Annotated in this window: 27 protein-coding genes and 4 tRNA genes; 11 read left to right on the plus strand and 20 right to left on the minus strand. The window is 62.6% G+C overall.

Annotated features, from left to right (window positions below; genetic code table 11):
- Window positions 1–154 precede the first annotated feature (154 nt).
- The 3 genes from ACQ4WY_RS04415 to ACQ4WY_RS04425 are packed head-to-tail and all read left to right on the plus strand — an operon-like array spanning window position 155 to window position 2540.
- A complete protein-coding gene (locus tag ACQ4WY_RS04415) occupies window positions 155–1105 on the plus strand; it encodes a LysR family transcriptional regulator (RefSeq protein ID WP_436502987.1) in 951 nt (316 codons plus the stop codon).
- Between the two features lie 8 nt (window positions 1106–1113).
- Window positions 1114–2085: a D-2-hydroxyacid dehydrogenase gene (locus ACQ4WY_RS04420; protein WP_436502988.1), complete on the plus strand. Its 972-nt coding sequence runs from the start codon at window positions 1114–1116 to the stop codon at window positions 2083–2085.
- Window positions 2082–2540 (plus strand): hypothetical protein, encoded by a 459-nt coding sequence (locus ACQ4WY_RS04425; RefSeq protein ID WP_436502989.1) that lies wholly within the window; start codon window positions 2082–2084, stop codon window positions 2538–2540. The genes ACQ4WY_RS04420 and ACQ4WY_RS04425 overlap by 4 nt, the downstream gene beginning before the upstream one ends.
- A 3-nt stretch (window positions 2541–2543) precedes the next feature.
- Here the strand turns inward: ACQ4WY_RS04425 and ACQ4WY_RS04430 are convergent, their stop codons facing one another.
- From ACQ4WY_RS04430 to ACQ4WY_RS04465, 8 genes are all read right to left on the minus strand, one after another.
- Window positions 2544–3056 (minus strand): DUF1993 family protein, encoded by a 513-nt coding sequence (locus tag ACQ4WY_RS04430; RefSeq protein WP_436502990.1) that lies wholly within the window; start codon window positions 3054–3056, stop codon window positions 2544–2546.
- Window positions 3053–3550, minus strand: a complete 498-nt coding sequence (locus tag ACQ4WY_RS04435; protein WP_436502991.1) for a hypothetical protein — start codon at window positions 3548–3550, stop codon at window positions 3053–3055. Before ACQ4WY_RS04435 ends, ACQ4WY_RS04430 begins: the two co-directional genes overlap by 4 nt.
- 55 nt (window positions 3551–3605) lie before the next feature.
- Complete coding sequence (locus tag ACQ4WY_RS04440) at window positions 3606–4487, minus strand: CE1 family esterase (RefSeq protein ID WP_436502992.1); 882 nt, start codon at window positions 4485–4487, stop codon at window positions 3606–3608.
- Between the two features lie 73 nt (window positions 4488–4560).
- Entirely contained in the window at window positions 4561–5784 is a 1224-nt protein-coding gene (locus ACQ4WY_RS04445; RefSeq protein WP_436502993.1) for a sensor histidine kinase, read from the minus strand.
- Window positions 5781–6482 (minus strand): response regulator transcription factor, encoded by a 702-nt coding sequence (locus ACQ4WY_RS04450; RefSeq protein WP_436502994.1) that lies wholly within the window; start codon window positions 6480–6482, stop codon window positions 5781–5783. Before ACQ4WY_RS04450 ends, ACQ4WY_RS04445 begins: the two co-directional genes overlap by 4 nt.
- The gene (locus ACQ4WY_RS04455; protein WP_436502995.1) at window positions 6479–7018 is read right to left on the minus strand and encodes a GNAT family N-acetyltransferase; all 540 of its coding nucleotides are present in this window, start codon (window positions 7016–7018) and stop codon (window positions 6479–6481) included. The genes ACQ4WY_RS04450 and ACQ4WY_RS04455 overlap by 4 nt, the downstream gene beginning before the upstream one ends.
- Before the next feature lie 15 nt (window positions 7019–7033).
- Window positions 7034–7381 carry an SMI1/KNR4 family protein gene (locus ACQ4WY_RS04460; RefSeq protein ID WP_436502996.1) on the minus strand — a complete coding sequence of 116 codons (348 nt, stop codon included), beginning with the start codon at window positions 7379–7381 and terminating at the stop codon, window positions 7034–7036.
- Window positions 7378–7941, minus strand: coding sequence for a GNAT family N-acetyltransferase (locus tag ACQ4WY_RS04465; RefSeq protein WP_436502997.1), 564 nt, complete (start codon window positions 7939–7941; stop codon window positions 7378–7380). The genes ACQ4WY_RS04460 and ACQ4WY_RS04465 overlap by 4 nt, the downstream gene beginning before the upstream one ends.
- Before the next feature lie 180 nt (window positions 7942–8121).
- Between ACQ4WY_RS04465 and ACQ4WY_RS04470 the strand changes: the two genes are divergently transcribed.
- The 3 genes from ACQ4WY_RS04470 to ACQ4WY_RS04480 all read left to right on the plus strand — a co-directional run bounded on the left by ACQ4WY_RS04470 (window position 8122) and on the right by ACQ4WY_RS04480 (window position 10283).
- Window positions 8122–8889, plus strand: coding sequence for a CPBP family intramembrane glutamic endopeptidase (locus tag ACQ4WY_RS04470; protein ID WP_436502998.1), 768 nt, complete (start codon window positions 8122–8124; stop codon window positions 8887–8889).
- Between the two features lie 41 nt (window positions 8890–8930).
- Window positions 8931–9584 (plus strand): hypothetical protein, encoded by a 654-nt coding sequence (locus tag ACQ4WY_RS04475; RefSeq protein WP_436502999.1) that lies wholly within the window; start codon window positions 8931–8933, stop codon window positions 9582–9584.
- A 192-nt stretch (window positions 9585–9776) separates the two neighbouring features.
- Window positions 9777–10283, plus strand: coding sequence for a P-loop nucleotide/nucleoside kinase family protein (locus ACQ4WY_RS04480; RefSeq protein WP_436503000.1), 507 nt, complete (start codon window positions 9777–9779; stop codon window positions 10281–10283).
- Here ACQ4WY_RS04480 and ACQ4WY_RS04485 read toward each other — a convergent pair.
- Both ACQ4WY_RS04485 and ACQ4WY_RS04490 read right to left on the minus strand, forming a co-directional pair.
- Complete coding sequence (locus ACQ4WY_RS04485) at window positions 10280–11425, minus strand: alpha-hydroxy acid oxidase (protein WP_436503001.1); 1146 nt, start codon at window positions 11423–11425, stop codon at window positions 10280–10282. The two genes, ACQ4WY_RS04480 and ACQ4WY_RS04485, sit on opposite strands and share 4 nt — an antisense overlap.
- A gap of 92 nt (window positions 11426–11517) precedes the next feature.
- Window positions 11518–12474 (minus strand): phytanoyl-CoA dioxygenase family protein, encoded by a 957-nt coding sequence (locus ACQ4WY_RS04490; protein WP_436503002.1) that lies wholly within the window; start codon window positions 12472–12474, stop codon window positions 11518–11520.
- Between the two features lie 115 nt (window positions 12475–12589).
- Here ACQ4WY_RS04490 and ACQ4WY_RS04495 point away from each other — a divergent pair, with 115 nt between their 5' ends.
- Window positions 12590–13465 (plus strand): helix-turn-helix domain-containing protein, encoded by an 876-nt coding sequence (locus ACQ4WY_RS04495; protein ID WP_436503003.1) that lies wholly within the window; start codon window positions 12590–12592, stop codon window positions 13463–13465.
- A 55-nt stretch (window positions 13466–13520) separates the two neighbouring features.
- On the opposite strand, the gene ACQ4WY_RS04500 is transcribed toward ACQ4WY_RS04495, so the two are convergent.
- The 4 genes from ACQ4WY_RS04500 to ACQ4WY_RS04515 all read right to left on the minus strand — a co-directional run bounded on the left by ACQ4WY_RS04500 (window position 13521) and on the right by ACQ4WY_RS04515 (window position 14148).
- A tRNA-Arg gene (locus tag ACQ4WY_RS04500) sits at window positions 13521–13597 on the minus strand.
- A 160-nt stretch (window positions 13598–13757) separates the two neighbouring features.
- Window positions 13758–13834 (minus strand) — tRNA-Arg (locus tag ACQ4WY_RS04505).
- Between the two features lie 78 nt (window positions 13835–13912).
- A tRNA-Arg gene (locus ACQ4WY_RS04510) sits at window positions 13913–13989 on the minus strand.
- An 82-nt stretch (window positions 13990–14071) separates the two neighbouring features.
- Window positions 14072–14148 (minus strand) — tRNA-Arg (locus ACQ4WY_RS04515).
- Between the two features lie 427 nt (window positions 14149–14575).
- Between ACQ4WY_RS04515 and ACQ4WY_RS04520 the strand changes: the two genes are divergently transcribed.
- On the plus strand, window positions 14576–17083 hold the full coding sequence (locus ACQ4WY_RS04520; RefSeq protein WP_436503004.1) for an ATP-binding protein: 2508 nt from the start codon (window positions 14576–14578) through the stop codon (window positions 17081–17083).
- 316 nt (window positions 17084–17399) lie between these two features.
- On the plus strand, window positions 17400–18383 hold the full coding sequence (locus ACQ4WY_RS04525; protein WP_436503005.1) for a response regulator: 984 nt from the start codon (window positions 17400–17402) through the stop codon (window positions 18381–18383).
- A 73-nt stretch (window positions 18384–18456) separates the two neighbouring features.
- Here ACQ4WY_RS04525 and ACQ4WY_RS04530 read toward each other — a convergent pair whose 3' ends face one another.
- Window positions 18457–18852 carry a hypothetical protein gene (locus ACQ4WY_RS04530; protein WP_353656475.1) on the minus strand — a complete coding sequence of 132 codons (396 nt, stop codon included), beginning with the start codon at window positions 18850–18852 and terminating at the stop codon, window positions 18457–18459.
- Window positions 18853–19162: 310 nt separating this feature from the next.
- Here ACQ4WY_RS04530 and ACQ4WY_RS04535 point away from each other — a divergent pair, with 310 nt between their 5' ends.
- Entirely contained in the window at window positions 19163–19876 is a 714-nt protein-coding gene (locus ACQ4WY_RS04535; protein WP_353656474.1) for a sensor histidine kinase, read from the plus strand.
- A 20-nt stretch (window positions 19877–19896) separates the two neighbouring features.
- On the opposite strand, the gene ACQ4WY_RS04540 is transcribed toward ACQ4WY_RS04535, so the two are convergent.
- Window positions 19897–20487 (minus strand): hypothetical protein, encoded by a 591-nt coding sequence (locus ACQ4WY_RS04540; RefSeq protein ID WP_436503006.1) that lies wholly within the window; start codon window positions 20485–20487, stop codon window positions 19897–19899.
- 149 nt (window positions 20488–20636) lie between these two features.
- On the opposite strand from ACQ4WY_RS04540, the gene ACQ4WY_RS04545 reads away from it, so the two are divergent.
- Window positions 20637–21152 (plus strand): DUF6265 family protein, encoded by a 516-nt coding sequence (locus ACQ4WY_RS04545; RefSeq protein WP_436503007.1) that lies wholly within the window; start codon window positions 20637–20639, stop codon window positions 21150–21152.
- A 56-nt stretch (window positions 21153–21208) separates the two neighbouring features.
- On the opposite strand, the gene ACQ4WY_RS04550 is transcribed toward ACQ4WY_RS04545, so the two are convergent.
- From ACQ4WY_RS04550 to ACQ4WY_RS04565, 4 genes are all read right to left on the minus strand, one after another.
- On the minus strand, window positions 21209–22507 hold the full coding sequence (locus ACQ4WY_RS04550) for an NAD(P)/FAD-dependent oxidoreductase (RefSeq protein WP_436503008.1): 1299 nt from the start codon (window positions 22505–22507) through the stop codon (window positions 21209–21211).
- Between the two features lie 20 nt (window positions 22508–22527).
- Window positions 22528–23049, minus strand: coding sequence for a hypothetical protein (locus ACQ4WY_RS04555; RefSeq protein WP_436503009.1), 522 nt, complete (start codon window positions 23047–23049; stop codon window positions 22528–22530).
- A gap of 92 nt (window positions 23050–23141) precedes the next feature.
- Window positions 23142–23915, minus strand: coding sequence for a transporter (locus ACQ4WY_RS04560; RefSeq protein WP_436503010.1), 774 nt, complete (start codon window positions 23913–23915; stop codon window positions 23142–23144).
- Window positions 23916–23992: 77 nt separating this feature from the next.
- Window positions 23993–25651, minus strand: a complete 1659-nt coding sequence (locus ACQ4WY_RS04565) for a methyl-accepting chemotaxis protein (RefSeq protein WP_436503011.1) — start codon at window positions 25649–25651, stop codon at window positions 23993–23995.
- Window positions 25652–25673: the final 22 nt, after the last annotated feature.

Genomic DNA, 25673 nt, shown 5'->3' on the forward strand with positions numbered 1-25673 from the left:
GACCCATGATTTTTCTCCTGTGAACTTCCTGCGGCAATCAATTTATGCTGCAGTACAACAACTATAGACTTGATCTACAATCTGATAAAGAGTGCAATGACGAATTGATTGTTCAGGATTCTGAATAATCTGGCATAAAGTGATAGGAAATCAAGTGAACAAGCTGCAAGCCATGGAAGTTTTCATCCAAGTCGTCGATGCGGGCGGCTTCACGCGCGCGGCGGAAAACATGCAGTTGCCGAAAGCCACCGTATCGACCCTGATCCAGTCGCTGGAAGCGAGCCTGTCGGTTAAATTGCTCAACCGCACAACTCGCCATGTCAGCATCACCTCTGATGGCGCCGCCTATTACGAACGCTGCGTGCGCATCCTGTCCGACGTGCGCGAGGCCGAGGAATCGCTGTCGCGCACCCGCTTGAGCCCCAGCGGGCGGCTGCGCGTGGATGCGCCCACAGCCCTGGCCAGCGAACTGATCATCCCCGCCCTGCCCGATTTTTTTGCCCGCTACCCGGACATCTCGCTGGAACTGGGCTGCAGCGACCGTCCCGTCGACCTGATCGAGGAAGGTGTCGACTGCGCCGTGCGCGGCGGAGAATTGGGCGACCTGAACCTGATCGCGCGCCGGGTCGGCGTGCTGCACTTCATGACGTGCGCCTCGCCCGGCTACCTGGCGCACCACGGCACGCCGCTGCACCCGGACGACCTGCCCCGGCACCGGGGCGTGAATTTTTTCTCCGCCAAGACGGGCAAGACCTTCGAATGGGATTTCACGCGCGCAGGCGAGCGTATCCAGATCGCCATGCCCAGCCATATCGCCCTGAACGACTCGAACGCCTACACGGCGGCCGGCCTGGCGGGCCTGGGCATCGTGCAAATGACGCATTTCATGCTTGCGCCGCTGCTAGAACAGGGCAAAATGGTGGAATTGCTCGGCGAATGGGAATCCGACCCGCTGCCCATCCACGTGATCTATCCGCCCAACCGCCATTTGTCCGCCAAGGTGCGCGTGTTTGTCGAATGGGTCGCCGACATGTTTACCAACCACCCGGCCACGCAACTGAAGGGCAAGAGCAGCCTTCCCAGCGCGCGCGCCACCCAGACTTAGGCCCAGCCATGACCACAGCAAGCATATCGCCGCACCGCATCGTTTTTCTGGACCGCGACAGCCTGATCGCCACCGTGCGCCCGCCCGCCTTCGCCCACAGCTGGGAAGAGTATGCGCACACCAGGGGCAGCGAGCAGACGGTGTCCCGCCTGCAAGGCGCCACGATCGCCATCACGAACAAAGTGCCGCTGCGCGCGGCCGAGCTGGCGCAGCTACCGGACCTGAAAATGATCGCCGTGGCCGCCACCGGCACGGACATCCTCGACCTGGCCGCCTGCCGCGAACGGGGCATCGTCGTGGCGAATATCCGCGACTACGCGCGCGCCACCGTACCCGAGCATACCTTGGCCCTGATGCTGGCCCTGCGCCGCCAACTGGTCGCCTATCGCGCGGATGTGGAAGCGGGACTGTGGCAGGCATCGGAGCGCTTCTGCCTGTTCGGCCACCCGATCCGTGACCTGGCCGGTAGCCGCCTGGGTCTGCTCGGCTATGGCGCACTGGGCAAGTCCGTGGCCCAGCTGGGACGCGCCTTCGGCATGCAAGTCATCGTGCACAACCGTTCGCCCATCGATGACGAGGGCGTGACGCAAGTGACCTTCGACGAATTGCTGGCCACTTCCGACGTGCTGAGCCTGCACTTGCCCCTGACGGACAAGACGCGCAACATCATCGGAGCGGCAGAGCTGGCGCGCATGCGGCCGACGTCCCTGCTGATCAACACGGCGCGGGGCGGCCTCGTCGATGAAGCGGCCCTGGCCACAGCATTGACGAACGGCGTGATCGCCGGCGCCGGCTTCGACGTGTTATCCAAGGAACCACCGCTGCCCGACAACCCGCTGTTGAACTTACGCCTGCCCAACTTCATCCTCACGCCTCACACGGCCTGGGCCAGCGGAGAAGCCATGCAAAAGCTGGCCGACATCTTGATCGGCAACGTGGAAGCGTTCGAACGCGGTGCGCCGACGAACGTGGTGGCATGAGCCTGTTAAACGAACTCGATGAACTGCTGTGCAGCGACGACGATGAATACGACCGCCTCGACCTGTTTCTCGATGCGGCCGAGCTGGTCGGGCAACTGCGGACGGCCGACGTGGCCCCGCTGCTGGCTCTGTGGCAGGCGCGCGATCTATCTTGGCAGCAGCGCTACACGCAAGCGAGCGCTTCCATCGACGGTGCCGTACTGCGCGCACTGCTGGCCGGCTTGCTGCAGATCAAGGAAACACCGCACGGCGTGTTTGAGCTGATGACACGCTTGCCGGCGACAGCCGACGCCTCCCCGCTCAGCGAGGCCTTGCTCGACTACGCCGAGCAAGCCTGGCATGCGGCAGTACCGGCGCGGCAGCGGCAAATCCAGATGAGTTGCTGGAGTTGCGGGCTGTCGGGCCGGCTGTTGAAGCGGCTGGGACTGGCTTCGTGGAAAGACGCGGGCTTGTAGGAATTATGGCGCGGCTGGCGTCTCGAATGAAAAACCCGGCGCATAAGCATGATAGCCGTCGAAATCACCCTTGCCGATGGTCGCGCCGCCGCTGCGCGCGATCGCATACGCCATGCTGAAGTGAAAATAGAAATTCGGCAAAATATACAAATTCAAATAGGCGTCGGCCGGCAGCGCGATATCGGCAAAGCCGGCACGGTCGCGGCAGATGCGGTCAAGCGGCCCGTCAAAACGCTCCGCGGGGATGGCCATGAGGTAGCGCATGGTCTGCGCAATCTGTTCCTGCAGGCTGGCGGCGGCGCTGAAATCGACCACTGCCAGCCCCGCCAGCGGACAGCAGCCGCGCAGGGAAAAGCTCACGGCCGCGCGCACTTGCTGGGTGAACGGCAGCATGTCCGGGTGCAAACGCGCCGCCAGCAGCTGCGGCGCGGCGCCCGTCTTGTCGAGCATGGCGGAAAGCTGCGTCAGCGAGCGGCAAAAAATGGCGACGGGGTGGATGGGCATCGCGTCCGTCATGCCACGCCCTCCTGCGCGGCAATCTTCTTCAGCACGCGGATCAGCCGGCGTTCATGGCGGCCCACGGCATCCCAGTGCCAGGCATCGGTCGGGCCGAATTCGGGGTAATGGCGCTGCCATTTTTCCGCGCGCGTCTGCGAATTGGCGCCCACATTCGAGTCCAGGCCCTTGCCGCTGGACAGGCGCAGATACACGCGGATGACGCCCCAGCCTTCGCACACATGGCGGTAAGTGAGGCCAGCGCACTGGGCCGGGTCGAGGGCGATACGGCGCGGGGCAAACTGCCCGCCCATGTCCGGGTAATGGACGGCCAGCAGCACCTCGCTGGCGCCTTCGGCTTCCAGCATGGCCGCATACGCGCACAGCTCGGCAGGCGAGCGAAAATGCAGCGTTTCCTGTTCCGGCTCCGAATAGACTTGCGCCACGGCCGCGCCGGGCTTGGCGAAGATCGCCTCGGCCATGGCCGCGATACCTGCTTCTGACATTGCCACCATGCTCCCCTCATTTGCCGCATAGCACTACAGCGATGGCCGCCATCCTAGCATGGCGTCAGCGCCGATGGCGGCTGAAAAATTCCCAGATGACTTCATTCGCATCGATGGCGCGCGTGGTCTTGCCGATGGGCAGGCCGATATTGAAGGCGTCGGCGCCGGGCCACGTGTGACCGCCTTCCTTGACGGTGATCAAGGCCACGCTGGCGCCGCCAGCACCACTCCCCTGCTCCAGCCAGCTGACCTGCGTGGCGTCACCAGCAGGTCCAGGCATCAGGCGCGGCTGGGGCATGGCGCCTTCGATACCGTTGTGCCTGCGCCAGTAGCCGAACGTGTGTTCAGCCGACAGATAGCTGGCGGCCTTGCCTTCAAACAGCACCACCTTGTCAGCCGTACCCTGTATCAACAGCATGCCGACCTTGTCCATCTTCTGGTGATGCTGCCGCACCGGTTCCGGCATGGGCGCGCCCACCGAGGCGACGGCAGCGAACTGCTGTGGCAACTCGGCCGCCAGGCGCAGGGCAAAGAAACCGCCTCGCGACAGGCCCGTGGCATACACGCGTTTTTCATCGATGCGGTAATCCTGCTTGAGTTTACTCAACATGGCTTGCGTAAAACCGACGTCGTCCGTGCCCGCCAGGTAATCCATGCCGAAACCCACGTTCCAGTCCTGCTTGATGCCTTGTGGATAGACAACGATGAACTGGTGCCGCTCGGCCGTCTTGTTCATCTGCGTGTACAGCATTTGTTCCGCCATGCTCATGCCGCCGCCATGGAAATTGAAGACGACGGGGAACGCCTGCTGCTGCGCTTTGTCGTAGGCGGTGGGCGTGTAGACGATGTAGCGGCGTTTTTCCTCCTTGTGCTGCAGTGATTGCACCTGGGCCAGCACGGGCGTACACAGGCAGGACATGATCAACAGGCTGATGGCGAATTTCATGGGCTTCCCTTCACAATAAAAGAGCAGCCAGCATAAGCAGAGCGAGGTGAAATCGCGGTGAAATCCGCTGCCTTTATTGCGCCTGGGCCGGAAAGATCGCGACACGGTACTGCGTCGTGCCCGGGCGGAAAACAATGTCCCAGTGCATGGCTTGTGCCAGGCGCAGCAGCAGGTTCTGGCCGTGCGCGAAGCCCTGGACGCGTGTTGGCTGTCCAGGCTGCACGGTATTGTCGATGCTCAGGCAACCTTGCGCAAACGTAATGTTGATGCGGCAGTCGGGGCCGCCATGGAACAGGGCATTCGCCAGGCAATTATTGATGAGCAACATCGTCAGTGGCCCATTGCCGAGCACCTCCAGCCGCTCAGGCAAGTCCAGAGTCAGCAGGCTGGCATCCCAGGGATGCTCGTCAAGCAGGCGCAGCAGGCATTGCTCGATACAGCCGCGCAACTCCACCACCTGGCCGGGCAGTTGCTCGGCCCGTGCCAGCGCGAACAGCACGTCGATGGTGGCGCGCATCTCGTCCGTGGATTGCTGCAGCTGCGCCTGCTCCTGCCCTCCCAGCGGGTGCGCATCGGCCAGCGCCAGGGTGTTGTGCATCAAGGTCAGCGGCGTGCGCAGTTCGTGGCTGACGTCGCGGGCGAAGGCCTGTTCGCGCTGCAACACCGCCTGCAGTTCGGCAAAGGTGGTTTCCAGACGGCGCGCCAGGAAACCGATTTCGTCGGGGCGATCGCGCTCGCTGAAATGGACGGCGCTGCCAGGCGCCAGCTGGCGCGCTTCCCGGGCCAGGCGCTGCAAGGGCAGCACGAGGCGCCGCGCCAGCCAGTACGCCAGCAGCAAGGCCAGGGCGATCAGCGCCAGCGCCACGCCAGCCACGACACTGCCCACTTCCCGCGCCAGGCGCGAGACCACCAGCACTGGCGCCACGTCGGCCAGCAGATAGCAGCGGGCCGGCTTGCCGCCGGCAACGACATCGAGCGCCAGCACGTGATAGTGCTGGCCCGTGGTGGTAAACACTTCCCCGCGTGGCGCGGACGGCGGCACTTGCGCACGCACCCCTTGAGGCAAGTCAAGGTAGCTGCCATAAACCGTGATGAGGTCGCTGCCAGAGGGCGTAAGCTTGCCGTGCTGCTGCCAGCGCATGCTGACTGCCGCAGCTTCGCGCTCGAGCAGGCGCTGCACCAGCATGTCTTCCGTCACGTAGGCGATCACCAGCGCCAGGCCCGTGTAACACAGGCACAGCAGGACGGTGAAACCGGCCAGGGCGACGAACAGGCGGCGGCGGATCGACTTGCTCATGGGGGCGCCGCAGCGTCTAGCGCAAGGCGGTAGCCCAGCTGCGGTATGGTCACCAGCACGCCTGCCGCGCCAGCCAATTCCAGTTGCTTGCGCAGCGCATAGATGTGCGATTTAAGGGCGTCGCTGTCGGGCGGCTGGCTGCCCCACAGCTGCTGCAACAGGGCCGAGCGCGAGACGGCGTGCGGATGTTCGCGGCACAGCAGCAGCAATATTTTAAAACCCGTCTGCGTCAATGGCAGCGCCACGTCGCCGACCAGGGCCCGCCCTGCGCGCGTCTGCAAGGTGAAGGGGCCCACGCGCATTTCCTGGTGCACGTGCAGTTGCTGCCGGCGCGCCAGCGCTTCGCAGCGCAAGGCCACTTCGCGCAAGTCGAACGGCTTGGTCAGGTAATCGTCGGCGCCATCGCGAAAGCCGCGTGCCTTGTCTTCGTACGCGTCGCGCGCCGTCAGCATCAAAATCGGTACATTGCTGGGCGCGGCCGTCTTGATGGCGCGGCACACTTGCAAGCCATCCATGTCGGGCAAGTTCAGGTCCAGCAACACCACGTCATAGCTATTGCGCGTGGCCAATTGCACAGCCAGCGCGCCCGTGCCCGCATGGTCGGTCTGCCAGCGCAAGCCTTCGAGAAAGTCGAGCACCTGGCGCGCGATGGCCAGGTGGTCTTCCACCAGCAGGATACTCAAGGTTAGCTTGCTCATCGCACGCCGGCAATGCGTGCGTATAGCCAGAAATTGCCGGATCTTCCGCGAATTTGCCGGTAGCAGCGCAGATAGCCTTCCCGCTCGAAAGCGCAGCGTTCGAGCACGTGGATCGAACGTTCATTGCTTTCCAGCACAGTCGCCTGGATGCGCAGGAAGCCAAGGTGCCGGAAGCCCCAGTCCACGACCGACGCGGCGAGGGACGTGGCCACGCCCTGCCCCCAGACAGCGGGCGCCAGGTCGTAGGCGATTTCCGCCGTGCGGTGTTGCGGGGAAATGGCATTGAAGCCGATCGTGCCGACCAGCTGGCCACCCTCGCGCAGCACCACGGCCAGCCGTATCGGCGAAGACGGCTCGGCCGATGCGTAGTCATCGAAATTGGCCTGCAGATCGTCGATGCAACGCAAGTTCCAGCTCGTGTGTTCCACAACGGCGGGGTCGGCCAGGTACGCATACCAGGCGGGCGCGTCAGCGCGCTCCAGGTGGCGCAAAGTCACCAGCGGATGGTCTGAGCCGGGTAGATCAACAACTTTCATTGCCTTGCATCCTCCTCAGTCCAGCGGGCAATCGGCGGCCAGCCAGGACACGAAATCGTCGGCGGCCAGTTCGAAATCCTCGCGCTGCATCGAGCCATGGCCCACCAGGTAGACAGCGCGCTCAGCGCCATCGAGCGCCAGCATGACGGCGCGCCCGCCGCTGTCGTCGCCAATGGTGATATAGCCGGGACAGGCCAGCGCGGTGTCATTGGTGACATTGCGTTCCATCAAACTGTCCGCGCCATACAGCAGGACCTGCTCGCCGCGGATGCCTTCCTGCCCATCCTGGAGAAAACTCAGATAGTACGTCGGCAGGTTGCGGCCTAGCGATTGCTGGAACGCGTCGATAGCTTGTCCGCTCACGCCGCGCCCCTGCGCCGCGCTTCCCACTCGCGTCGCAGCAAGCCGTACAGGGCCGAGTCGCTGACGTGGCCGGCCACGATCCAGCGTTCAGGCAGAAAACCTTCCTTATTGAAACCCTGGCGTTCCAGGGCGCTGGCCGAACCGGCGTTGAGCGGGTCGATATCGGCTTCCAGGCGGTTCAGGTCGCGCTCGACAAACGCGTACTCGATCAGCGCCGACAGCGCTTCGTGCATATAACCGTTGCCCCAGTACGGACGGCCCAGCGCGTAGCCGATCTCGGCGCGGCGGTTCTGGCGGTGCTCGGAAAACAGGCTGCAGCTGCCCAGGTATTCGCCCGTCGCCTTCAGCTCGACGGCGAAGCGGAAAAATTCCTCTTTCTCGAAAGCGGCGATGTCCTCGGCAATCTGGCGCGCGGCGCGGCTGGCATCGGTCCACGGTGGTTCGCTGAAATAGCGCATCACTTCGGGGTCGGAATGCATGGCGAATTGCGCCGCCTCATCCGATGGTTGCGGCTTGCGCAGAATCAATCGTTCAGTGGTGATGGTCTTGCTGTAAGTCATGGCGCTCCAGTCTGGCGGCAAACGGACGAATGCTTATTATTCCATGCAACTATAACGATGTGGCAATTTTGTGACGATGCTTTTAATGTACTATGGCAATATTTTTCGCCATATCATTGATGCAACTTCATGATCCGCTTATGTACGCAGTAGCCCACGCAGCCAACCCCGAAGCCCACCATGTCCATCCCTAAAATCCACCTTACCATGCCGCTCGCCGTCGGCGCACTGGCCGTCTGGCTGGGCTTGAGCCTGGGCGGCCGCTGGTTGGAATCCGCCGGCTACGCCTTGCCGGGCGCCGCCGTCACCGGCCGTATCGGCCTGTCGTGGGCACTGGCAGCACTGTTCGCGCTGGCGCTGCTGCTGGCGTCCGACCAACGCCGCGCGGCGGGCCTGTGCGCGCCGCAGCCATGGAAATCCACGTGGCTGGTCTGGCCACCGCTGCTGTATGCGCTGCTGATGCTGTTGCTGGCCTGGGCCGGGGGCTGGCCGCAGCCCCGTGTGCTGCTGATCGTGGCTTGCAATGCGGCGCTGGTGGCCGTCTCGGAAGAATTGATGTTCCGCGCCATCTTGCTGCAAGGCATGCTGGATCGCTACGCCGTCTGGCCGGCCGTCTTGATGTCATCGGCGCTATTCGGCCTGGCCCATACCGCCAACGGCCTGGCCACGGGCGACGTCAGCGGCGCCTTGTGGCAAGCAGTAGCCGCCACCCTGCAGGGCGTCGGCTATGCCGCGATTCGCCTGCGCACCCGCTCCATCTGGCCCATGGTGCTCGTGCATGGACTGTGGGACTACGCGCTGGTGACAGCCACCTTGCCGAACCCGGCCGAAGACGGCGCATCGATCCTGCCGTATATCGCCCTGCTGGCCGTGTTGCCCTTGTGCCTGTACGGCGTCTACCTGCTACGCCCCAGCCAGCGCGTCGCCATGTCGCAACTACAACTATAATATTGCGACAAGATTTTCCATCCCGATACCAAGGAATCTGCATGGCGTTTTTTTCACGTGATTACGAGGTATTCCTGCTGCTGGCCGCGCCCGATGCGCCGCCGCTGTGGGATGCGACGCAATGGGCGCCGTTTGCCGCCAGCCTCGATGGGCTCGTGGCGCAGGCTAGCGCGAGGGGCAAGGCCGGCGTGCGCAGCCATCAATACAATCCCAATGGCAAGTCGATTCCCTTTGGCCGACTGGGCTGGGACGACAAATCGCACGCAAAGTGGACGCACACGCCGGAAACACGCGAAGCCCGCTTCATGAGCCTGGAAGCGTGGGCGCCATCGTGGACGACCTGCGAAAAGGACGACCAGGCGCCCGAGTTGTTCCTCGCCCTGGCCAATGAATCGCTGCTGGGACGGGCAGGCAAGCCCCTGCAATTCAGCCAGCGCCTGGTGTGCGCCATCGCCACGGACATGGGCCCGGAAGCGGCCGCCACCTTGCGGCAATCGTTGGCGCAACTGGCCGCGCAGCAAGGTGCTGTCGTCTTCGCCCATACGCGCCGCCAGTGGGGTCGCGCCGCGTACGGTGGTTTCACGGGCGCCATCCAGGATATGCTGATCGGCGGCCTGTTCCAGCCCGACGACCCGCATGCGCGGCCGCTCGATGCGGCCACATTCCGCGAGCCATGGACGCGTATCCGCAATTGACAGCGCCAGCCATTCCATGGCATCGTTGCGCCATGCAATCGCCATTTCCTCCCCTGCCATCGATTATTGCCGCCATTCGACCGATGGTGGCTTAGCAGGACAGTGATTGCCAAAGCCGCCCGGGAGGCGGCTTTGATTTGCAGCAACTGATCAAGACGTCTCGCAGGCTGTATTTCTTTTTAGCGAGCGACCATGTCCCCTACTTCCAGCACCAACAGTTCCCCCACCCTGCACCTCGTGTGCGGCAAGATTGCTTCGGGCAAATCCACCCTGACGGCCCGGCTGGCCAGCGCACCCCACACCGTGCGCATCAGCGAAGACAGCTTGCTGGCGCAGCTGTATCCGGGCCAGATCGCCAGCCTGGCCGACTACGCGGCGTGCGCGGTGCGGCTGCGCGCGGCCATCGCCCCTTTGTGCCTGCAGATGCTGCAGGCGGGCGTGTCCGTCGTGCTCGATTTTCCCGCAAATACACCGGCCAGCCGCGCCTGGATGCGCGAACTGTTCCAGCAGGCGGGCACGCCGCACGTGCTGCATTACCTCGACGTGCCAGATGACGAATGCAAGGCGCGCTTGCGCCAGCGCAATGCCAGCGGGCTGCACCCGTTCTCCACCAGCGATGCTGATTTTGACGCCATCACGCGCCACTTCGTGCCGCCCCAGGCGTCGGAAGGTTTTGATATTGTGCGGATAGAAGCTTAAAACGTTCCCGGCAGCAGGATTTTTTTATCTACATGCTGCAGGTCGCGCAAGCCGCAAAACGCCATCGTCAAATCAAGTTCATTGCGGATGATGTCCAGGCATTTGGTGACGCCCGGCCCGCCCATGGCACCCAGGCCATATAAAAATGGGCGGCCGATGTACACGCCTTTCGCGCCCAGGGCCACGGCCTTGAGCACGTCCTGGCCCGAGCGGATGCCGCCGTCCATGTGCACTTCGATCTGGCTACCGACGGCGTCGACGATCGCGGGCAAGGCTTCGATCGACGATTGCGCGCCATCGAGCTGGCGCCCGCCGTGGTTCGAGACGATCAGTGCATCGGCGCCGCTGTTGACGGCCAGGCGCGCGTCTTCCGGGTCCATGATGCCCTTGATGATGAGTTTGCCGCCCCAGCGCTGCTTGATCCATTCCACGTCCGCCCACGACAGGCTCAGGTCAAACTGCTGCTGCGTCCAGGCAGACAACGACGACATGTCGGAGACGGACGTGGCGTGGCCGACGATGTTGCCGAAGCCGCGCCGTTTCGTGCCCAGCATGCCCGCCACCCAGCGCGGCTTGGTGGCCATATTGATGATGTTGGGAATCGTCAGTTTCGGTGGTGCCGACAGGCCGTTGCGCAAGTCCTTGTGGCGCTGGCCCAGCACCTGCAAGTCCAGGGTCAATACCAGCGCGCCGCATTTCGCCGCCTTGGCGCGGTCGATCAGGCGGTTGATGAATTCGCGGTCCTTCATCACATACAGCTGGAACCAGAACGGTTTTGTCGTGTTCGCCGCCACGTCTTCGATCGAGCAGATGCTCATGGTCGACAGGGTGAACGGCACGCCGAACTTCTCGGCGGCCCGGGCCGCGAGTATTTCGCCATCCGCATGCTGCATGCCCGTCAAGCCCGTGGGTGACAGGGCCACCGGCATCGACACGTGCTGGCCCACCATGGTCGAGGCCAGGCTGCGGTTTTCCAGGTTGACGGCCACGCGCTGGCGGAACTTGATCCTGGCGAAATCGCTGCTGTTGGCGCGGTACGTCGATTCCGTCCAGGAACCGGAATCGGCGTAGTCGTAAAACATGCGCGGTACCCGTTTCTGGGCCAGCACGCGCAAGTCTTCGATGCAGGTGATGATACTCATGCGTTTCCTCGGTCGATGGCAAGTCGAACCATGATCGTGCATTTACCGGCAATTGTCTATCCGGCAGGCAAGACTGACGGACAGGGCGTGGCTTACCAGTCGCGCGCGCCGAGGATCTTCTCGCCCAGCGCAGTCAAACGCGCTTGCGGATAGCGCAGCTTTTCCTTTTCCTCGGGGTCGCCGGGAAACGCATAGCCTTGCGGCGCGCTGCGCTCGCGCCAGCTTTGCACGCGCCAGTCGCGCAGGCTGGCATTGTTTTCCTGCGCGGGCGTAAAGGATATGTATTGCGCCAGGCGCACCTGGTCCGTGGACGTGTTCGGGCGGATGCCGTGCGCCAGCAGGCTGTTAAAGATCAACAACTCCCCTTTCTTCATGGCGATGAATTCCATCGGGTACGGCACCGTCGCCAGGTCCGGCTGCCACGGGTTGCGATCAAGCGGCACCGTCTTGCGCCATGCCAGCAAGTTGTTAAACAGCTCTGGATAGCACTGAAAACCGCCGCTCTCGGGTGAGGTGTCGGACAGTGCCAGCACACCCTGCACGTTGACTGGCAGCGGGTCGAGCGTGGTGTCCGCATCCCAGTGGATGAAGCCGCCAAACTTGCGCTTGCCATTATTCGGCGTGTTCAGGTTGGCGCGGTCGATGGTCACCCACAAGTCTGCGCGGTCCCAGATATCGACAAAAGCGTCGTACACGCGCTGCGTCTGGCGGTTATCCCACAGGGTCTGGTTATGATAGGCCTCGACCATGCCGGAACCGTTGAGTTCCTTCATCGCGTGGTCGCGCAACTGGTCCCGGTTCCAGGTGGCAGGGTCGTGCTGGTCGAGTCCCTGAAATTCCCACAGAAAATCTGTTGTGCGGCGCACCTGTTCGGCAGACACCGCATCCTTGACGATGACGTAACCGTAGGTTTGCCAGTGCAAAAAATCGCTGTCGGACAGCACGCGCAGCGGCAGCTGTTTCTGGATGTCGCGCAACTGGGTCTGTTCCGCGTAGGCCACGGACGGGTTGCCGGGACGGTCTTCGCCGTACTGATATCGGTTTTGCATCGCTGTCTCCTGTGTTGGTGTGAGACAGATTGTGCGATGGAAGATTAGGAGGAAATGCGTGCGGAACAACCAATACTGATACTATCCTGACCATCTACTACCTAAAAACGTCACAATGACGCCTTTATTCGAACAAGTCACGATCCCGACGGGCCACTCCTGGGGCTTGCTGTGGCGCGAACTCGATGCCATTCCCTTCCTCTGGCATTACCACCCGCAATTCGAGCTGACCCTGACGGTCAATGCGCGGGGACAACGCTACATCGGCGACCACCTGGGTGACTTCGAACCGGGCGACCTGGTGCTGCTGGGACCAAACTTGCCGCATACCTGGTCGGCCAGCGAGCGCATCGACGACACGCAAGCCATACTGGCCGTCGTCGTGTGGTTTTCGCTCGAGTGGGTGGAGCAGCTGGCGGCCTGTTTTCCAGAATTGCACAGCTTGCGGCAACTGGCGCGCCGCGCCGGCCCTGCCCTGCATTTTTCACCGGCAACGAGCGCGCGCAGCGCATCTAAACTGCTGCAATTGAATGCGCTGCCCGTGCCACAGCGCCTGCCGCTGTTGCTCGACGTGCTGCTGGACCTGGCTGGCGATGGCGGTGCGCAGCCGCTGGCCTCGGAAGCGCTGGCGCCGATGCATGCCGATGCGCAGCAACAGCGCATGAAGGTCGTATTCGATTTCATGCACGCGCATTTCCGGGAAGAGATTGCACTGCAGACGTTGGCACAACAGGCATCCCTGTCGCTGGGCGCCTTCCACCGCTGTTTCAAGCGCCACGCGCATTGCACGCCGGGCGAGTACCTGGCGCGGCTGCGCATTGGCCGCGCCTGCCAACAGCTGATCGAAAGCAATCTCGCCATCGCCGTCATCGCACAAGAGGCGGGCTACCGCAACCTGGCGCATTTCAACCGCCAGTTCCGCGCCGCCAGGCAAGTCACGCCGCGCGCGTTTCGCCAGCAATACCGGCGCGGCGCCACAGGCGCAGCGTAAAACCATTCGGAAACGAAAAAGGGGATCAGATTTTACAATCTGACCCCCAATATTCTGGTGCGGCTGGCAGGAATTGAACCCACGACCCCTTGGTTCGTAGCCAAGTACTCTATCCAGCTGAGCTACAGCCGCCTAAGACAAGATTATAGCAGGGCTTTGCAGAATGGCAAAGGGCGCAGTGCGGATATTTCACAATTGCCCAGGCCGCCAGCATGAGCGCTGCCTGCCCACCGTAAGGACGAAAAAAAACCCGGAAAGCGAACTTTCCGGGTTTTTTCACTACTGCTGATATTGGTGCGGCTGGCAGGAATTGAACCCACGACCCCTTGGTTCGTAGCCAAGTACTCTATCCAGCTGAGCTACAGCCGCAAACTCTGACACACTTCGCCGGACGGCACGAAGCTTGAAACTTTCATCAAAACGAAGCGAACTCCGTTCCGGCAATACTGGTGCGGCTGGCAGGAATTGAACCCACGACCCCTTGGTTCGTAGCCAAGTACTCTATCCAGCTGAGCTACAGCCGCAAAACTTCTACAACATTCCATCAACAACATGGAGGTCAAACTTGTTACAACAAAACCAGGCAAAGTCTGATTTTCAGTATTCTGGTGCGGCTGGCAGGAATTGAACCCACGACCCCTTGGTTCGTAGCCAAGTACTCTATCCAGCTGAGCTACAGCCGCGCAGGCAAACATTATAGCGTATTCATTTCGCTTTGAAAAGTTCGATTTTTCAATCGCTTAGCTGATTTTGCAGAATACCGCCCCGCATGATCCGCTATCTTTTCACTGCTAAAAAGCTGACGCCTTTTTATCGATGAATACTTCTGCTTTCACAGGGGCATCCAGCGAATCGAGAAGTTGCTGTCTCGAAAGAAGCGGGATTATAGGGACTGCATTCCAGCCTGTCCAGTGCTATCTGCAAGTGGCGCGCAAGCGTGCGGTGGCGGCGCGCCGCTTGGAGCTACAATACCAGCCAGACAAGGGCGCTTGTGCCTCCCCTGATGCATGACGGAGGGCAGTTCCCTTCATGACCCATTAACTGAGCTTAGCGGCGGCGGCCCGGCGGGGCAAGAGCCCGGACGGCAGACTCACTGTTGCAGGATTTCCGATGGCCAAGCATGACCGCAAGCAAGATCTGCTTCCCCCATCAGCGCCGCTGAGCCTATCCGACGAGCGCCTGGCCAACTTGCTAGAGAGCATCACCGATGGTTTCTGCCTGCTCGACTGCGACTGGCGCATCCGTTATATCAATACGCGCGGCGCCGACATGCTCGCACCGCAGCGTCCGCCTGGCGCCAGCCTGGCAGGCCACAATTTGTGGCAAGCCTGTCCCGCCTTGCAGGGCACGGAGCTGGAAGTGCAATACCGGCGCGCCATGGCGCAGCAGCACAGCTGCAGTTTCGAACTGCTGTATCCGCCGCTGGGGCGCTGGCTGGAAGTGCGTATCTTCCCTTCCAGCGACGGCTTGACCACTTATATTCAGGATATCAGCCAGCGCAAGGCGGCCGAGGAAAACTTGCGCCACAGCGAAGAGGACTTGCGCGCGCTGGCCAATTCCTTCCCGCAACTGGCCTGGATCGCCAGCTTCGACGGCACCATTGCCTGGTACAACCAGCGCTGGCACGACTATACGGGCACCAGCGCCGAACAGATGGCGGGCGACGGCTGGAGCATCGCCTATCACGCGCAGCACCTGGCCCCCATGCTGCAAGCCTGGAAGGCTGCCCTGCGCGATGGCACGCCCTTCGAAATGGAATTCCCCATCCGCGGCGCCGACGGCCAGTACCGCTGGTTCCTGACGCGCGCCAATCCGGTGCGCGACCGGGGCGGCCAGCTGCTGCGCTGGTTTGGCACGAGCACCGACGTCGATCAGGTCAAGCGCGCACAGGAAGCCTTGCGCGATGAGACGCGCGTGCTCGAGTTGCTCAACAATACGGGGGCGGCCCTGGCTGGCACCCTGGACTTGCCGGCCCTGCTGCAGGAAACTGTCGATGCGGCCACGCGCATCAGCGGCGCGCGCTTCGGCGCCTTTTATTATGACGATGCGGGCGAGATCTACGACAGCGCCGCCCCTCTGCCCGCGGCGCGCGCCGTCAACGGCATCAGCCTGCGCCAGGCCGAGGCCATTGCCACGGAACTGCGCCAGGGACCGGCCATGCGCCAGAACGACTTGCTGGCCGCGCCCGAGGCCAGCGCCGACGGCGCACCGCAGCTGCGTAGCTGCCTGAGCCTGCCCGTCAGCTCGCGCTCGGGCCTGTTGCTGGGGCGCTTGCTGCTGGGCCATCCGCAGGCGGGCATGTTCAGCGCGCGTAGCGAACGCATCGTCTCGGCCATCGCGGCCCAGGCCGCCGTCGCGCTCGACAATACGCGCCTGTACGCGGCCGCCACGCGCGCCGCCGAAGAGCGCAAGGTGCTGCTCGACAGCGAACGCGAAGCGCGCGCCGAGGCCGAGCGCACGAACCAGCTGAAAGATGATTTTCTTGCCACCCTGTCGCACGAATTGCGCACGCCGCTTTCGGCCATCCTGGGCTGGGCCCAGGTGCTGCGGAGCGGCACGCGTGACCAGGCCGACCTGCACCGCGGCTTGCAAAGCATCGAACGCAATGCGCGCGCGCAGGCACAGCTGATCGAAGACTTGCTCGACATGAGCCGCATCACCTCCGACAAGGTGCTGCTCGACCTGCAAACCATCGTGCCCGCCAGCATCATCGCCTCGGCCATCGAAACCCTGCGCCCCGCGGCCGAGGCCAAGCACATCACCATCCACAGCAACATCGCCAGCGATGCGGGCAGCATCACGGGCGATCCCAGCCGTATCCAGCAAGTGATCTGGAACCTGCTGTCGAATGCCCTGAAGTTCACGCCACAAGGGGGCCGCGTCGAGATCGGCGTGCGCCGCGAGGCAAGCCGCCTGGCCATCACGGTGTCCGACAACGGCGTCGGCATCAAGAAAGACTTCCTGCCTCACGTGTTCGACCGCTTCCGCCAGGCCGATGCCTCCACCACGCGCCGGCATGGCGGCCTGGGGCTGGGACTGGCGATCGTCAAGCATCTGGTGGAACAGCATGGCGGCACCGTCACGGCCAGCAGCGCCGGCGACATGCAGGGCGCCAGCTTTACCGTGCGCCTGCCCTTTGGGACGCCGGCCGCTGCCGCGCGCCTGGCGGACAGCGCCCCGTCCGCCAGCCATGACTTGCGCGGCGTCACGGTGCTGCTGGTCGATGACGAGGCCGATGCGCGCGAACTGACGGCACGCATCCTGCGCGACAACCACGCCGAAGTGCACGGCGCCGGCAGCGTGGCGCAAGCGCTGCAACTATTGGATCAGGTGCATCCGGATGTGCTGGTCAGTGACATCGGCATGCCCGACGCTGACGGTTTCGACTTGCTGGCGCAAGTTCGTGCGCACGCATCCCCTGATGTGGCCCGGCTGCCCGCGCTGGCGCTGACGGCGTTTGCGCAACCGCAGGATCGCCAGCGGGCACTCGACAACGGCTTCCAGGCCTGGCTCTCGAAACCGCTCGACCCAGCTGAACTGGTGGTGGCCGTGGCGCAACTGGCCGCGCCGCGCGTAAACGCCCCGCATCCTGAACCGGACAGCAAAACACCGCCCTAAAAAGATGATGCAAAGAAATACATAGTGCAGTACAAAATGACTATTTTCATGGGTTAGCCTTCCTACTTTCAGACGCGGCACTGTCCTACAAGCAACTAAGCTGAAGTTTGCTACACTGAAATGCAGAAGCGCACCTGTACGGCAGGCTGACGACGACGGCCGTGGCCGGCTGGAACGGCAGAAGCGAGTTCAAGCGCTGTTGTGCGCCCTATCTTGTTGCAAGGCGCTACTATCTTTCCGACCGCCGTCAGCCGCACCGTCAGCTTTGGCTGCGGTAGAAGCCAGCGTTGCATAGACCGTATAACCGAGACCCTACATGCCCAGCCAAGATGAGATTTTGAAAGCCAAAATTTTGGTCGTTGACGACTCACCCGACAATGTCGACCTGATGCTGGAAATTCTGCGCGATGCCGGCTACACCAATGTCACGGCCACCATGCGTCCGGCGCAGGTCTGTCCCCTGCACCGTGAGCATTGCTACGACCTGATCTTGCTGGATCTGCAAATGCCGGAACTCAATGGTTTCCAGGTCATGAAAGGCTTGAAGGAAATCGAGCATGGCGGCTACCTGCCCGTGCTGGCCCTGACGGCACAGCCAAGCTTCAAGATCGCCGCCCTGGAAGCGGGCGCGCGCGACTTCATCAGCAAGCCCTTCGACCTGATGGAAGTGCACAAGCGCATTCACAATATGCTGGAAGTGCGCCTGCTGTACAAGGAACTGGCGCAATACAGCAAGCAGCAACAGGAACTGGCGCTGCACGATCCGCTGACGGGCTTGCCAAACCGGCGCCTGCTGGAAGACCGCATCGAGCACACCCTGCTGCAATCGGCCCGCAGCCGCGGCAAGTCGGCCATCCTGTACCTGGACCTGGATGGCTTCAAGGCCATCAACGACAGTTACGGCCACGGCTATGGCGATGACATCCTGAAAATGGTGGCGACCCGCCTGGTGGGCGCATCGCGCAAGGAAGACACGGTGGCGCGCATCGGCGGCGACGAATTCGTCATCGTGCTGGGCAACCTTGCCGGCAAGGGTGACGCGCGCGAACCGGCCGCCAAGCTGATCGAAGTCATTTCCGAACCGTATTTCATCAACGACCTGACCCTGCGCCTGTCGACCAGTATCGGCATCGCCATCTACCCGGACGACGCCAGTACCGTCGAATCCCTGCTGGGCGCGGCCGACACGGCCCTGTATGAAGCCAAGCGCGCCGGCAAAAACCGCTTTTGCTGCTCGCCCCACGAGGTGATCGCATCGCAAGTGAACATGCAGAAAAGCAGCATCCCCTTGATCGCCTGATTTTTTAATGCGCGGGACATGAAAAAACCGGCAAGCCCTCACGGCCAGCCGGTTTTTTTTACGGCCGAAAGCTTTATTTTTTGCCAGCGGTCACTTGATGCTTGCCTGCATGCTGGTGGTCCGTTTGGGCATTGACGGTTTCCGGCGGCACTTCGATGCGCGTGATGCCGGCATCGACGGAAATCGGGTCGCTGGCAGGGAAAGTCATTTCCACAGCGTCATCGAGCAATTCTTCCTTGGCCCGTTCTTCGCCAGTCATGCCCTCTTCATCGGCCAGAATGGCCAGCGCGCTGGCCCATTTGACGAAATTGAGGTTGGACAGTTCGCGCACGGTGTGCACGCCAAACGCTTGCTGCAAGGCCTTGGCATCCTTCGCGCTGACGCCGCGCAGGGCGCTGATGGGCGCATTGACGATGTCGCGGAAGCTTTTGTCGGCGTATTCCTGGTCGACGATGGTATCGATATTCATGGCATATCCTTTCGTTTCGGTAAGCGGGCCTGTGCTGCGCCCCGCGCCGCAGTGGCGCCAAGCTGCATGGGTAATGCACAGCCCCACTATGGCAGCGTGCCGCGCCCCGGTATGTGCGCAGCCGTACGTAACGAAGGGAACTGCATCTGCTGGCGCAAACGATAATATTACCTATAATATAAAAGTGATGGAAGGAGATCAAAATTGCCGAAAAGACAGAAATTTTCCATCCATGCGCCCCGCGATGAAATCCTCATGTATGATCCACAACTTGAATTTGGTCCTCACCTTTCACCATTCACGGGGCGCTATGTCCGCACAAACAGATCCGAACAAGGAAACGGCCCAGGCCGATGCGGAACGCGCCGCCGATCTCAGCGAGTTGCTGGGTCATGTCAACACCAGCTGGGACAATGAACGGCGCGCCCTGTCGCGCCAGCTGCACGACAGCCTCGGTTCCTCGCTGACGGCGCTGACCATGCACTTGTCGCTGCTGACGCAAAAAATGCCGCAGGAAGCGGCCTTGCTCGACCGTGCGGCGACCATGAAGCAATTGCTGCTGAATGTGATTGAAACCAACCGCCAGATGCAAATGAAGCTGTGGAACGACAAGCTCGAGTTTCTCGGCGTGAATGTGGCGCTGGGTGAACTGGCCGCGCAATTTGCCGAACAGCACAAGATCACCGTGCGCTGCAACCTGCCCGAAGATGAACTGATTTGCCCGCGCAACGTGGGCGTGGCCCTGCTGCGCACCCTGGAAGAAGCGCTCAGCAACATCGCCGCGCACGCCCATGCCACGCAAGTGGACATCATCATCGACGATAACGACGAAGCACTGATGATGACTGTCAAGGATAACGGCACTGGCTTGCCGGCCAGCGAACCCGTCGAAATGAGCAAGCACGGCCTGCGCTCCGTGCGCGAGCGCGTGCATTACCTGGGCGGCAGCCTGAGCCTGACGGGCAATCCGCAAGGCGGCACGGCCCTGACCGTCGTCTTGCCGCGCATTACGCCAAAAGAATAATCCGCAGCGGCCGGCGTTCGTCAGCGCGGCGGCACCAGCACCCCTTCAGGCAGCACCAGTTGTGCTCCGAGCACGTCGCGGCGTGCGCCATGCCCGGCCAGGCTGGTGCGATTGCCCTCCAACATTTGCAAAAAATGTCCGACACGCAACACATCCGTCAAGTGCGCCACCAGGGCGGCATCGGCAGGAGAGCCCGCCCGCGTCCATGCCAGCGCCAGCAGGCTTTGCCAGATGTCGGGCAAGGCCATACGCCAGCCGGGCGAGGCGAGGAAGACGCCAACAGGCTGACCCAGCGGCGCACTCGCCCGCGCCAGCAAGTCCTCGCGCGCCAGCTCGCCGGGCCAACCCTCAAGCTCGGCGCGCCACAGGGGAAAGGTAGCCAACGGCGCCGGCAACGCGTGCAGGCTGCCGATGAAGCTGGTCTTGCCATAGCCATCCGTGCGAAAACGCACTACCTGCCGCAGGCTTTCCTCGGCATCCCCCGTGCAGGCCAGCAGCTGGTGAAAATCGAGCTGCTCCGGGTCCAGTTCCAGGCTTTTCAGGCTGATGTAGCGATAATCTAACTGGCCCGGCCTGGCGGCGCCGTGCGGCTGCGTGGAAGTATCGTGCATGGTTGTCCTCGGCATGATGGTGGTGAAGGTCTGCATCTTTCCCGAGTATAAAGTGTTTGCCGTGTGCAACCCAGCATCGGCTACACTGGGCAGGCGCGCCACAGGCGTGCACCAGGGACAGCTAACAAATCGCAACGACAGGAGATGGCATGCAACGACTCGCAACTACCTTGCTGGCAGCGCTGATGGCCATGGGCACCGCCCAGGCCGCCGACAAAACCGTGCCGCCGCCGGAAACGGTGAACAAGCTGGCCTGGCTGGCCGGCTGCTGGAACGTCGACGGCGCCGAGCCCGGTTCCGGAGAACAATGGAGCACGGCCACCGGCGGCACCATCCTGGGCACCAGCCGCACCGTCAAGGGCGGCAAGACGACTGCGTTTGAATTCGTGCAGATCCGCCTCACCGACCCGGGCCAGCTGGCCTACATCGTGCAACCGTCAGGCCAGCCACCCGTGATCTTCAATCTGCTGCGCCAGGACAAGCCGAATGAATTCATCTTCGCCAACCTGGACAATGACTTCCCCAGCCGCATCATCTACCGCCACGACAGCGAGCGTATCTTGCATGCCAGCATCACCGGCACCATCAAAGGCAAGCTCACCACCATCGCCTTCCCCATGACGCCGGGCCGCTGCGAAGCGGCGCCCCTCGCGCGCAGCAAATAAAAAGGGGCCGCAAGGCCCCTTGTTGGATACGGCGCAAACCGCTTGCTACGGCTTGATCAATGCAGCTTGACCTGCGGCGTGCTGCGCTTGATCAGGAAGCGGCCCATGGCCATGACTGCCGTGCGCACGCTGCCCAGCACGGCATTGTGGTGCATCAGATGCAGGCTGACGTACATCATGCGGGCCACGAAGCCTTCGACAAACCAGCTCAAGCCCTTCAGCGAACCCATCAGGGTGCCGACCGAGGTGGTGCGGCCGAACGACACGAGCGAACCGTAGTCCAGGTATTCGTACGGCTTGGTTTGCGGCGGCTTGCCCTTGGCTTGCAGCAGGAAGGTTTTCAGCAGGTAATCGGCTTGCTGGTGGGCAGCCTGGGCGCGCGGCGGCACCAGCTTGTCATCCGGCCCCATGCAGGCGGCGCAATCGCCCAGCGCGAAAATATTCGCATGGCCCTGCACATTGAGCATGCCCGTCACTTCCAGCTGGCCGGCGCGGTTGGTCGGCAGCCCCAAGGTCGACAGGAATTCCGGCGCGCGGATGCCGGCGGCCCACACGCAGATGTCGGCCGCATAGCTGGTACCACTGGCCACCGTCACCTTGTCGGCTTCGATCGTGGTGACGCGCGTATCGGTCACCACGGTGATGCCATGTTTATGCAGCAGTTTCGAGGCGGCGATGGAGACGCGCTCGGGCAGCGGCGCCAGGATGCGCGGCGCCCCTTCGAGCAGGGTGATGCGGACATCCTTGATGGCGTTGAGATTCTGAAAACCATACGCCGCATACACGCCGCTCGCTTCGCGCAACTCGGCCGCCAGCTCCACACCCGTGGCGCCGCCGCCGATGATGACGATGTCGACGCCGGGATGGCCCGCGTCGCCCTGGCGTTGCTCGGCCATGGCCAGCAGTTTCAACAAGGTCAAACGGAAACGTTCGGCGTCTTCCGTGGCATTCAGGGAAATCGTGTTTTCCTTGGCGCCGGGCACGCCAAAATAATTCGAGGTGCTGCCCACGGCCAGCACCAGCTGGTCATAATGGATTTGCCGTTGCGGCAGCAATTGCTCATTCTTGTCCGTGGCGATGGCGCCCACGGTGAGGCAGTTCGACGCAGCGTCGAGCCCGATCAAAGGGCCATAGACATAGGTAAAACCATTGTCATGCGCCAGCATCTGATACGACAGGCCCTCTTGATGAATGTCCAGGGTGCCGGCCGCCACTTCATGCAGCGACGGCTTCCAGATATGGTACAGGCGGCTGTCGACCAGGGTCACCTGGCCGGCGCCGAGCTTACGGCTGAGTTTGCAGGCCAGCTCCAGGCCGCCTGCGCCGCCACCTACGATAACGATTTTACTATGCAAAGATCCTCCTGCTTGCTTGTTTAGTCCCTGCGCCCGTTACCGTTGCCATGGCCCCTGCCCGGATTGTCATCATGCTTGTCGCGCTTGTCATCATGTTTGTCGCGCTTGTCATCATGCTTGTCATAATGGCCGCGATCACGGTCGTGGTCCCCATAGTCGGGACGGCCATGCTGTTGCGGCGGACGTCCACCGGGACGGCCATGGTCGCCATGCTGCTGGCGATAACGGGGCACATATTGGTTGTTATACCAACTATCTTGGACGAAATATACCTCTTGGTTACAGGCATTATACTTGCGGCAGTGCTTGGACCAGTTTTTCGCATGACCGGGCGGCACGCGCAAATAGATGGGACGGGCCGAATAGTATTGCGGGCGCTGCACGATGACAGGCTGGGCATAGATCAATTGCGGCGCAGGATAGTCACCGACGTCGATGCGTCCGTAAAAGCCCGGCTGGCCGATGCTGACCGATACGCCGACCTGGGCAACGGCGGCGGTAGCCGCCGACAGCAAGGCGGCGGCAAGAATCAGGGTTTTCATGGGGACACTCCTTTTATCAGTTATGCCTGGATTGTAGACCTTGCGCGCCTGGCTGTTTGTTCGCAAGGACACATAAGGTGCCCGTGGCAAACTCACCACAGTTTGCCCAAAGGCACGACCAGGCCGCTGAACAGCGACCAGTCCGGCGACGCCGCCGTCAAGGCGCGCGCCAGGCCGATATCGATGGCCAGCCGTGGCGTGGGACTGTAAGTGGCGGCCAGCAGCAGCTGGGCCGTGGCCGGCGCGCCGCGCAAGCGCGTGCCCGACACTTCCGCCGTGGCGCCCCAGCGGTCGCTGACGGGCGTGGAAAAGGAGGTCGCCCAACCCGTTTGCACCCTGCCCGCGCCAGGGTCGGATGCCCCCAGGCGCGTGGCGTTCAGGTTGGCGTCCATGTGCACGACGCCCAGGTCGCGGCTAAAAATACCGTTCAGCGACACATCGCTCTTGCCGCTGCCGATGCTGTCCTTGGCCGTGGGTAACTTCCAGCCCAGTTCCAGACCCAGCGCCGTGGCGCTGTCGAGTACAAAGGCACGCTTGAGCACGACCGTCGTGTCACCCACGCCCGTTTCGCGGCGGCCCGTTTCATCGCGTGCACGCACGAAACCCTCGCCTTCGAGCAACACGCCCCATTCGGGCGTGAACGCCAGTTTAAACGTATACGGCAGGCTGGCGCGGCGCGTGTCGTCCATCTTCGACAGCAGGCCGCCAGCCTCGAATTCCAGCTGCCCCGGCACGGGCAGCTGGGCGGGACTGGCGACGGAGGGACGGTAAGGCAGGACGGCATCGCCCTCCTGCGCTTGCGCCAGGGGCGCCAGGGAAACCAATAGCAGGGAGAAACTCAACAACGGCAAGCGAGGAGACGGCATAAAAGGCCCTGAAGTGGTAAACGCGCAATAGCGACAGCCTACCACCACCGCGCCGATTGCGCCCGAGCTAGCAAGGTTCAGGCCAAGCGCCGCACGCCCTGCCGGGCAGATACCGCTGGCCGGCGCAGCGGTGTGACGTTGTTGCTGGCTGGCGACACGGCCATCTGTTGCGCCTGGGCATGCAGGCGGAACACGCCCACCAGTTCCGTCAAGGTCTGCGCCTGGTCTTGCAGCGATTCGGCGGCCGCCGCCGCCTCTTCCACCAGGGCCGCGTTTTGCTGCGTCACCTGGTCCATCTGCAGCACGGCCTGGTTGACTTGCTCGATGCCGGCGCTTTGCTCGGCGCTGGCGGCCGTGATTTCCTGCATGATGTCGGCGACCTGGCGCACGCTGGTGACCACTTCATCCATCGTCTTGCCCGCGTCATGCACGAGCTTGGAGCCGATTTCCACCTGTTCGACGGAGTCGCCGATCAGGGTCTTGATTTCCTTCGCGGCCTGGCTTGATCGCTGCGCCAGGTTGCGCACTTCGGACGCCACAACAGCAAAGCCGCGCCCCTCCTCGCCCGCCCTGGCCGCTTCCACGGCCGCGTTCAAGGCCAAAATGTTGGTCTGGAAGGCGATGCTGTCGATGACGCTGATGATGTCGACGATCTTGCGCGAGGACGCATTGATCGATTCCATCGTCTGCACCACCTGCCCCACCACGGCGCCACCCTTGCCGGCCACCTCGGAGGCGGCGCCAGCCAGCACATTGGCCTGGCGCGCATTATCCGCATTCTGCCGCACGGCCGACGTCAGCTGCTCCATCGACGACGCCGTTTCTTCCAGCGAACTGGCCTGCTCTTCCGTGCGCGACGACAAATCCAGGTTGCCCTGGGCAATTTCGCCCGAAGCCGTGTTGATGGTGTCCGTACCCGAGCGTACCTGGCTGACAATGCCCACCAGCTTGTCGCGCATGGCTTTCATGGCGAACAGCAGGCTGGCGTTGTCATGGCTGGCCGTGCGGATATCGACGGTGAGGTCGCCCTCGGCGATGGCGCCGGCGATCTTGACGGCATATGCGGGTTCGCCGCCCAGCTGACGCGTCAGTCCTCGCGTGATCAGCGCCCCCAGCGCCAGGCCGGCCGCCATGCTGCCCAGCACCAGCGCAATCATGAAGCTGCGGCTGGCCTGGTACACGCCGGACGCCTGCTCGGCAGCTGCCTTGGCGCGCTCTTCTTTCTGCTGCGAGAGTTTATCCAGCACACCGTCGAGTTCGTCGGCATGCTGCCGCGTCTTGTTGAGCAGATCGATCAGTTGCGCGCTGCGCTGGGCCAGCGGCTCGGCCGCGGCCAGCGCCAGCGCCTGCTGCATGGTGGCGATATATTCCGCTTCGACGGCGGCAAAGCGGGCAAACAATTCCTTGGCGGCTTGCGTGACGAACAGCGGCTCCGCCTTGGTCAGGTAACTTTTATTCATGTCGAGGAATTTGGCGATGTCGGCCTGGCGCGTGGCGCGTTCCTCGGCGGTCGTGGCCAGCAAGAAATTGCTGCGCGCGCGGCCCACCTTGATCAGGGCGATATTGGCTTCCTTGATGTACGACAAGCCCAGCAATTCATGGTTGTACATCTGCCCCGCCATGGTATCGATCTTGCCCATGTTGAAGATGCCGATGCCGGCCACGATGGCCCCCATCAGCGCGACACAGAAAAATGCCGCCAGCAAGCGCGTTCCCACCTTCATCTGCTTCAACATGATTTCTCCCGTAGACTGGCCG

The organism is Janthinobacterium salmonicoloratum, assembly GCF_051380845.1.
Taxonomy (GTDB): domain Bacteria; phylum Pseudomonadota; class Gammaproteobacteria; order Burkholderiales; family Burkholderiaceae_D; genus Janthinobacterium; species Janthinobacterium lividum_F.